A 7,602-nucleotide genomic window follows, 5' to 3' on the forward strand; every position below is an offset into this window, starting at 1 on the left:
CGCGGCCGGTGCGGCGCCTGGCCCCCTCGACGGGGCGGGGCCGGCGTGATGGAGGTCCTGCTGGTCGGCACGGGTGCGGCGGACGGGTGGCCGTCACCGTTTTGCCGGTGCGGTTCGTGCGAGGCGGCACGAGTGCGCGGCGTGGTGCGCGGCCAGACCTCCGGGCTTGTCGACGACGAGGTCGTCATCGACTGCGGCCCCGAAACCCCCGGCGCAGTGGTACGTCACGGGCGCTCCCTCGCGGCGGTTCGCCACGTCCTGTTCACGCACGCTCACTTCGACCATCTTGGTCCCCAGGTGTTGCTGCAGCGGTCGTGGATTCCGGGGCTGGGTGAGCTCGAACTCGTCGGGCCGTCAGGCGCCCTCGACATGTGTCGAGATTGGGTGGGGCCGGGGGATCCGGTGCGGTTCACGCCGGTCGCCGCCGGGGATCGCGTGCGCGTGGGCCGATATGACGTGCGCGTTCTGCCCGCGAAGCATCGGGTGTTTAGCGACGGCGACGCCGTCCTGTACGACCTGCGCGGCCCCGGTGGCGAGCGTATTTTGTGGGCCACCGACACCGGACCGTGGGAGCAGGACTGGTTCGACGCGGTGCGCGGCGCGCGCTTCGATGCCGTGTTCCTGGAGGAGACGCTCGGGCACCGCGAGGAAATCTCGGAGTTCCACCTGGGGCTTCCGCGGTTCGCCGCGATGCTCGATGGTCTGCGCGAGGTCGGTGCGGTGGACGCCGCAACCGAGGTGGTGGCCGTGCACCTGGGCCATCACAATCCGGGGCCAGACGAGCTGGATCGCTCGCTCGCCGCGTTGGGCGCGAGGGCCGGCGTCGACGGCGAGGCCGTCACCGTGCGCGCCCGCACCGAGTGAGGCGGAACGGCCGGCAGCTACGTGCCCGGTTGCTTCGGCGGAGTATCCGCGATGACCAGGCGCGCTATCCCGACCAGTGTCGACGCGAGCATGCCGACCAGCCCCACGACCAGTAGCGTCTGCCCGGCCCCAGATCCGGCTCGCTCGCCCGCACCCGCACCCGGGTCCGCACCCGCGTCCGCGCCGACGCCCGCGAAGGTCTGCAGGACGATCCCCAGGTAGAGCACCGCCACGCTCACCAGGACCCAGACCATCATCCGTTCGCCCTCGCGATAGATGCGCTGAGCGTTGGCCTCGGTGATATCGCCCGGATAGTTGAGCGCGTTCGGTTTGGTGGACAGCCACGCCATCAGCACGCTGATGGCCAGCATCACGCCCGCGAGCCACAGCATGCTCGACCGACTGCCGAAGCCGTCCGCGGCTCCCGAGAAATTGAAGTGGACGGGCACCACCTCGGGCAGCGACGGGTAGCGCACGAGGACGTAGACCGTGAGCGCCACCACGCCCAGCAGTGAGGCCAACCGCAGGCCGCGCGTGACCGGGCCGGTTGCGTAATCGGGGGCGGGTCGCTGCTGTTTCACGGCCGTCACCCTAGCCATCCGGTCGGACATTCCCACGGGGACGGACACTTTCACGCGCGAGGTCGCACAGGTGCGGCGTGCGCGCTGATCACGGCCTCACCTCGCGATCCTTCATTGTCGGACCTGTCAGCTAACGTGCGGAACATCGGTGGGAAATGCCCCCGATTCAAACACCGGAGGTAGCCGTGAACTGGGACGCAGTGTCGTCTCCCCACCCTCGCGCCGCAGCCGAGAAGGCCCGCGCACTGGCCGAGCGGGAGCGTGCCGACGCCGGGATTGCACTGGCCCGGTTTGAGGCCATGCACCGCACCCGTGACGTCCACCGCCGCCGGCTCGCCCTACAGCCGTTGGGCTTGGATCCCCGCTCCGCGGCACCGGCCGGGTGGGCAGCGGACCGTTCGCACATGCTCGTCTCCGCCGGCGACACCGCTCAACCGCTTACCCCGTCGCAGGCGGCACGGGAGCGTACGCGGCTGCTGTGGATGGCGATCGGCAAGATCTTCGCCGGGCTCGCCGTCGCGGCCATCGGACTGGCCATCGGCATCGCGATTCTCGGTTCGATGGCGGGCTGACCGATGAGTTCAAAAGGAAATGTCGGATGCCTCGGGATCATCGGCCTGCTCATCGTGGTCTCGATGATCATCAGTCTCATCGTCTTCCTCGTGGGCGTGGCCGCAGCACTGGCTGGTCTCGCCGCGGGCGGCTGGCTCCTCTACTCCGCCTTCACGGATCTGAGCAATCGCAGTCGACTCTCCTCGGGCGCGGATCCGCGAGCGGCCACCGGTACTCGCGCACACCAGATCGCGGCCGCCTCGCACGCAGAAGCCCGGGAGGCGCTGTCCAGCACGCTGGCGTCGTGGCAGCACCTCACCGTGACACGCGCGATCGGAACGCCGCTGCAGGGACGCTTCGACCAGCTCGAGGCACAGGCCTTGCGCGACCCGGCGTTCCAGGACCTGCTGCTCAGGGCGGAGACCACGCATGCGGAGTCGGTCCTGGCCACCCCGTCCACGGCGCGCGACCTCGCTCGGCAGACCGTCGACATGGACCAGTTGACCGCCGAAGTACGCGAGGCCGTGCACCGGATGAGCAGGGGTTAGAGAACGCCATTCCCCCGTCGTCGAGAACCACCCCCACGGCAGACCCTGTCGAATTCGGATAGGCTGGCCTAAGTTCTTCATATGTGACGTGTCAGGAGTTTCAGTGACCAGCGCCCCTCAGCCCACCAGTCCCAAGCCCCGCACGCCGGTGCCCCTCACGGTCCTTCGCACCGAGCAGGTCAGCGCCCATCTGGTGCGGGTGGTTCTGGGCGGCGCGGGGTTCGACGCGTTCACGCCACGCGAGGAGACGGACAGTTACGTCAAGCTCGAGCTGACCAGCGGCGACGAGACGGTGATGCGTACCTACACCGTGCGCCACGTCGACCCGGAGGCGCGGGAGATCTGGATCGACTTCGTGGTCCACGGCGACGAGGGCGTCGCCGGGCCGTGGGCGCGCAGCGTTACCGCCGGCACCGAGATCGCGGTGCGCGGACCGGGCGCCGGATACCTGCCCGACCCGGCCGCCGACTTCCATCTGCTCGCCGGCGACGAGACCGCGGTGCCCGCGATTGCCGTCGCCTTGGAATCCCTTAACCCCGACGCCAAGGGCGCAGTATTCATCGAGGTCGGCAGTAGCGATGATGAGATCGCACTGACCGCCCCTGCGGGCGTAGAGATCACGTGGCTGCACCGCGGCGCCTCCTCCGCGGACGCCGGCCCCGAGGTCATTGACGGCGCGGCCCCGCTCGTCAGCGCGGTCCGCGGTCTGCCCTGGCCGGAGGGGGACGTCCAGGTGTTCGTCCATGGTGAGGCCGAGACCGTCATGAAGCACGTGCGCCCGTACCTGCGTCGCGAGCGCGGGGTGCCCGCCGCCCGAGCCTCCATCTCGGGATACTGGCGGCGCGGCCGCACCGAAGAGGGTTTCCGCACGTGGAAAAAGGAACTCGCCGACACCGAAAGTGCCTCTTCATAGCAGAAATCTGCGCCGGTGTGCGCCGGGGATGAGAGTCCGACCTTCTGCGCACAGTTCTACCGAGTACCCTGAGAGACCGTTGAGTTCACTCATCCGGCCCCTCACGTTCACCGTGACCGTAGACAAGGCGTTGCACATGGCATTCTCACGCGCGAAGCTCATCACCGGACTGGTCGCCACCTCGGCACTCGTCCTCACCGGCTGCTCCGGCGGCGACGATTCCGCTGGTGGTGACGGCGAGACCTACAAGATCGGCATCAACCAGCTGGTCCAGCACCCCGCGCTGGATTCCGCGACCGCCGGGTTCATCGAGGCCTTCGAGGAGGCCGGTGTCGACGCCGAGTTCGACGAGCAGAACGCCAACGGCGAGCAGGGCACCGCGCTGACCATCGCCCAGCAGTTCGCCGGCGACGACCTCGACCTCGCCCTGGCCGTGGCAACCCCAGCCGCCCAGGCCATGGCGCAGAACATCATCGACATCCCGCTGCTGTTCACCGCGGTCACCGACCCGGTCTCGGCCGACCTCGTGGAGTCGATGGAGGAGCCGGGCAGCAACGTCACCGGAACCTCGGACGCCGCGCCCATCGATCAGCAGCTCGAGCTGCTCAAGGAGATCGTCCCGGACGCTGAGACCGTCGGCATCGTCTACGCCTCCGGCGAGGTCAACTCGCAGGTGCAGGTCGACCAGGCCACCGAGGCCGCCGGCCCGCTCGGCCTGACCATCGAGACGCAGACCGTCACCAACGTGACCGAGATCCAGCAGGCCGTCGAGGCCCTCGGCGACGTCGACGCCATCTACGTCCCCACCGACAACATGGTCGTCTCCGGCATCGCCTCGCTCGTCCAGGTCGCGGAGACCAAGCAGATCCCGGTTATCGCCGCGGAGGAGGGCACCGTCGAGGGCGGCGCGATCGCGACCCTGGGCATCGACTACACCGAGCTCGGACGCCAGACCGGCGAGATGGCCCTGCGCATCCTGCAGGACGGCGCCGACCCGGCCACGACGCCGGTCGAGACCGCCGAGATCTACACCTACGTCGTCAACGAGGCCGCCGCCGAACGCCAGGGTGTGACCATCCCCGAGAACATCCTCGCCGAGGCTGAGAAGAAGTGATCGGCGCCGTCGAGCAAGGCCTGATCTTCGGGGTCATGGCACTGGGGGTCTACCTGACCTTCCGAGTGCTCAACTTCCCCGACCTCACGGTCGACGGCAGCTTCACCACGGGCGCCGGCACGGCGGCCATGGCGATCCTCGCCGGCTGGAACCCGGTGGACGCAACCCTCGCCGGGTTCGGCACCGGGTTCGTGGCCGGCACGGTCACGGGCCTGCTGCACACCAAGGGAAAGATCGACGGCCTGCTCGCCGGCATCCTCACCATGATCGCGCTGTGGTCCATCAACCTGCGCATCATGGGCAGCGCGAACGTCCCGCTCCTGCGCGAGACCACCCTGTTCACCCCGCTCCGTGAGGCGGGGCTCCTCGGCACCTGGGGTGCCGTCGCGATCCTCGCCGCCGGCGTGGTGGTGCTGGGTCTGATCGTCATCTGGTTCCTCAACACGAACCTGGGGCTGTCCATCCGGGCGACCGGCGACAACGGACCGATGATCTCCTCGTTCGGTGTCTCCACCGACTTCACCAAGACGCTCACGCTCGCCCTGTCGAACGGGTTCGTCGGCATGAGCGGCGCGATCCTGGCCCAGTACCAGGGCTTCGCCGACATCTCGATGGGCATCGGCCTCATCCTCGTCGGCCTGGCGTCGGTGATCATGGGCCAGGCCATCCTCACCCAGCGGTGGCTGTGGCTCGGCGTGATGGCCGTGATCGTCGGCTCCGTGATCTACCGCCTCATCATGGCCGTGGCGCTCGACCTGGGGCTCAACCCCAACGACATGAAGGCCATCACGGCCCTGCTCGTCGTGATCGCCCTCCTGATCCCGAGGTGGCGCGGAGCACTGGGACCATTCGGCCAGCGCATGAGCGCACTCACCGGCAAGGGTGGCGCCGCGACCGGAGCCACCGTGGACGGCGGCCCGGCCTCCGCGAGTAGCGCCTCCGCCGGCGGGGCCTCGGTCAACGAGACCGCGCTCTCTGGCTCCTCAACCACACCGACCAGCTCGACCGGAATCTCCGGCGCGATTGACGGACAGGGGTGATCCGGCCGTGTTGACCGTCAACTCCATCAGCAAAACGTTCTTCCCCGGCACCATCAACGAGCGCCGGGCCCTCTCCGAGCTCGACCTCACGATGGCCGAGGGCGACTTCGTCACCGTGATCGGCTCCAACGGTGCCGGCAAGTCGACCCTGCTCAATGCCGTCTCCGGCCGGCTGCCCATCGACTCGGGGGCCATCGAGATCGACGGCAAAAACGTCAACCGGCTCCGCGAACACCGACGTGCCAAGTACGTCGGCCGCGTCTTCCAGGACCCGCTCGCCGGCACCGCGCCTAACCTGACGATCGAGGAGAACATGTCGCTCGCGCTGCTGCGCGGCAAGCTACGTGGGCTCGGCCAGGGACTGTCCTCCAAGCGCCGCGCGCAGTTCGTCGAGCAACTCGCCATGCTGGAACTCGGCCTCGAGGACCGTCTCACCGCCAAGGTGGGACTTCTCTCGGGCGGCCAGCGGCAGGCCCTGTCGCTGCTCATGGCCGGCTTCACGCATCCGCGCATCATGCTCCTCGACGAGCACACCGCCGCGCTCGATCCGCAGCGCGCCGAGCTCGTCACCACCATCACCGAACGCATCGTCCGCGAGGGCGGCCTCACCACGCTGATGGTCACGCACAACATGGAGCAGGCCATCCGGCTCGGCAACCGGCTGATCATGATGCACGAGGGCCGGATCGTCTACGAGGCCGACGCCGCCACCAAGTCCAAGCTCACCGTCCGCGACCTGCTGGCCGAGTTCGCGAACATCAAGGGAGCCACGCTCTCCGACAAGGCGTTCCTCGGCTGACGAACGCCACCGCCGCACCAGGTTGGCTGAACTGAGTCGCGAGAATCGCCGGAACGTCGCGACTCAGGTCAGCCAAACGCGAGGGCGGGACCGGAGGGCGTGCCCGGAAAAGCTCGGCTCGGCCCCGGAGAGATTCAGCCCTCCTTGCGGCGCACCATCTCGCCGATCCACTCCGGCGCGAACGGCGAGGTGCAGTTCGGCGGCGTCGGATAGTCGCGGAGCACGCCCAGTCGCTCGCCGATCTCCAGCGCGCGCGGCCGCAGATCCGCGTTCTCGATCCCGATCTGCGCGAGCGTCGTGTTCATCTCCCACTGCAGCCGCTCCTGCACGCCGGCCATCTCGGCCTCGATCTCATCGAGCAGCGCCGGCTGGTCCAGGCCCTCCGGCTTTTTGACCACCCGGTCGGCCGTCAGCGCCCAGCCGGCGCTCGCCACCACCGGATCCGCATCCTCCAGCCACGTCAGGCGCAGCTCCTCGGCGTGCGGGCCCTTCATCACCACGTAGCCCACCAGCCAGTCGTGCACCTTCCGGGTGCGGGCCTCGCGGATCATCGCGTCGAGCTCGTCGGCCGAGAACTCCTTGGGCCGGCAGATCAGCAGCGCGAGCAGCCGCGCCGCCGAATCCCCGGTCGCCCACAGCTCCACGGCCAGGGGATGGTTCTTCTTGACCCGCTTGGCCACGGCGCGCAGCTTGGTGAGGTTCACCGCGTGGTCGTCGCCATGCTTCTCATTGACCGCCAAGATCTTGGGGTCCGCCAGATCCGCGAGCTCGGCCATCAGCTCGGCGACGGTCGGTGCCGGCGCCGGTGTCGTCGTCGTCAAAATTCTCTCCTTCGCCCGCGGCCACGCCGCACATCGCCACCACGGGGTCGCCCCGTGACCTGGGTCCCGCCCTATACTCGCCGGATGCGCCTGTGGAGCATCCATCCCGACCTGCTCGATCGCGCCGCGCTGGTGGCCGGGTGGCGCGAGGGACTCCTGGCTCAGAAGGTACTCCGCGGGCTGACGACCGGCTATCGCGCGCACCCGCAGCTCGACCGGTTCCGCACCCTCGACGACCCCGTGGCCGGCATCGCGACCTGGCTGCACGGGCTCGCCGACGCCGCCGACGCGCGCGGATACCGGTTCGATCGGACGCGGGTGGTGCTGCCGGCCGGCGCCGAGCGGCTCGACGTCACCGACGGGCAGCTCG

General features: G+C 69.0%; 10 protein-coding genes. 8 read left to right on the plus strand and 2 right to left on the minus strand.

Annotated features, from left to right (window positions below; translation table 11 throughout):
• On the plus strand, positions 1-864 hold an 864-nt coding region (locus G6016_RS12570; RefSeq protein WP_241730282.1), incomplete at its 5' end, for an MBL fold metallo-hydrolase.
• A gap of 17 nt (positions 865-881) precedes the next feature.
• On the opposite strand, the gene G6016_RS12575 is transcribed toward G6016_RS12570, so the two are convergent.
• Positions 882-1,445, minus strand: a complete 564-nt coding sequence (locus G6016_RS12575) for a DUF1648 domain-containing protein (RefSeq protein WP_206682311.1) — start codon at positions 1,443-1,445, stop codon at positions 882-884.
• Between the two features lie 185 nt (positions 1,446-1,630).
• Between G6016_RS12575 and G6016_RS12580 the strand changes: the two genes are divergently transcribed.
• The 6 genes from G6016_RS12580 to G6016_RS12605 all read left to right on the plus strand — a co-directional run bounded on the left by G6016_RS12580 (position 1,631) and on the right by G6016_RS12605 (position 6,411).
• A complete protein-coding gene (locus G6016_RS12580) occupies positions 1,631-2,017 on the plus strand; it encodes a hypothetical protein (RefSeq protein ID WP_182632981.1) in 387 nt (128 codons plus the stop codon).
• A 3-nt stretch (positions 2,018-2,020) separates the two neighbouring features.
• Positions 2,021-2,545: a hypothetical protein gene (locus G6016_RS12585; protein ID WP_182632982.1), complete on the plus strand. Its 525-nt coding sequence runs from the start codon at positions 2,021-2,023 to the stop codon at positions 2,543-2,545.
• Positions 2,546-2,648: 103 nt separating this feature from the next.
• Positions 2,649-3,458, plus strand: coding sequence for a siderophore-interacting protein (locus tag G6016_RS12590; protein ID WP_338403602.1), 810 nt, complete (start codon positions 2,649-2,651; stop codon positions 3,456-3,458).
• Between the two features lie 136 nt (positions 3,459-3,594).
• On the plus strand, positions 3,595-4,572 hold the full coding sequence (locus G6016_RS12595) for an ABC transporter substrate-binding protein (protein WP_182632983.1): 978 nt from the start codon (positions 3,595-3,597) through the stop codon (positions 4,570-4,572).
• Entirely contained in the window at positions 4,569-5,612 is a 1,044-nt protein-coding gene (locus G6016_RS12600) for an ABC transporter permease subunit (protein ID WP_182632984.1), read from the plus strand. The genes G6016_RS12595 and G6016_RS12600 overlap by 4 nt, the downstream gene beginning before the upstream one ends.
• Before the next feature lie 7 nt (positions 5,613-5,619).
• Positions 5,620-6,411, plus strand: coding sequence for an ATP-binding cassette domain-containing protein (locus G6016_RS12605; RefSeq protein ID WP_182632985.1), 792 nt, complete (start codon positions 5,620-5,622; stop codon positions 6,409-6,411).
• Positions 6,412-6,545: 134 nt separating this feature from the next.
• Here G6016_RS12605 and G6016_RS12610 read toward each other — a convergent pair whose 3' ends face one another.
• Positions 6,546-7,187 carry a DNA alkylation repair protein gene (locus G6016_RS12610; protein ID WP_182632989.1) on the minus strand — a complete coding sequence of 214 codons (642 nt, stop codon included), beginning with the start codon at positions 7,185-7,187 and terminating at the stop codon, positions 6,546-6,548.
• Positions 7,188-7,316: 129 nt separating this feature from the next.
• On the opposite strand from G6016_RS12610, the gene G6016_RS12615 reads away from it, so the two are divergent.
• The coding region (locus G6016_RS12615) for a pyrimidine dimer DNA glycosylase/endonuclease V (RefSeq protein WP_182632986.1) at positions 7,317-7,602 on the plus strand (286 nt) is incomplete at its 3' end.

It is taken from the genome of Dietzia aerolata, assembly GCF_014144865.1.
In the GTDB taxonomy this organism is placed as follows: domain Bacteria; phylum Actinomycetota; class Actinomycetes; order Mycobacteriales; family Mycobacteriaceae; genus Dietzia; species Dietzia aerolata.

Bases quoted from the DNA above. Each gene is read 5' to 3' on its own strand.
- G6016_RS12585 (WP_182632982.1), top strand. From the start codon at position 2,021: ATGAGTTCAAAAGGAAATGTCGGATGCCTCGGGATCATCGGCCTGCTC.
- G6016_RS12595 (WP_182632983.1), top strand. From the start codon at position 3,595: ATGGCATTCTCACGCGCGAAGCTCATCACCGGACTGGTCGCCACCTCG.
- G6016_RS12610 (WP_182632989.1), bottom strand. From the start codon at position 7,187: ATGGCCGAGCTCGCGGATCTGGCGGACCCCAAGATCTTGGCGGTCAAT.